This is a genomic window from Sphingomonas sp. CCH9-F2 (assembly GCF_001556735.1).
GTDB lineage: Bacteria > Pseudomonadota > Alphaproteobacteria > Sphingomonadales > Sphingomonadaceae > Sphingomonas > Sphingomonas ginsenosidimutans.
Genome location: NZ_LSJO01000661.1, coordinates 1 through 606 on the forward strand (window position 1 = coordinate 1; position 606 = coordinate 606).

Consider the following 606-nt stretch of genomic DNA (forward strand, 5'->3'; position numbering starts at 1 on the left):
GTGTAGCATGGGTGTAGCGCTGGTGGCGCCGCGGCGAAGCCGCGTCGTCGGACGGATGCTGCGCCCCGCCGGCCGCGCTTGGCCGAGTCCCGTCGCGGCGCGCGACGGGCCGGCCTAGGCGTCCAGCGTCGCCAGCCGTTCGGCTTCGTCCTGCGCGATCAGCGCGCCGAGCAGTTCGTCCATCTCCCCCTGAAGGATTTCCGGCAGGCGGTGCAGCGTCAGGTTGATGCGATGATCGGTCACGCGCCCCTGCGGAAAGTTGTAGGTGCGGATTCGTTCGGAGCGGTCGCCCGATCCGACCATCGCGCGCCGCGTGCCCGATCGTTCCGCCGCCAGCCGCTCGCGCTCCGCCTCGTACAGGCGGGTGCGCAGCACCTTGAGCGCCTTGGCCTTGTTCTTGTGCTGCGACTTTTCGTCCTGCTGGATCACGACCAGCCCGGTGGGCAAATGGGTGATGCGCACCGCGCTGTCGGTGGTGTTGACCGACTGGCCGCCGGGACCGGACGAGCGATAGACGTCGATGCGCAGGTCCTTCGCCTCGTCGATCTGGACGTCGACCTCCTCCGCCTCGGGCAGGACCGCGACGGTCGCGGCGGAGGTGTGGAT

1 protein-coding gene is annotated in these 606 nt (G+C 69.8%); it reads right to left on the reverse strand.

Annotated elements, in window-relative coordinates:
• Nucleotides 1-114: 114 nt before the first annotated feature.
• Nucleotides 115-606, reverse strand: a 492-nt coding sequence (locus AX685_RS18815) for a peptide chain release factor-like protein (RefSeq protein ID WP_331710192.1), incomplete at its 5' end; no start/stop codon positions are given.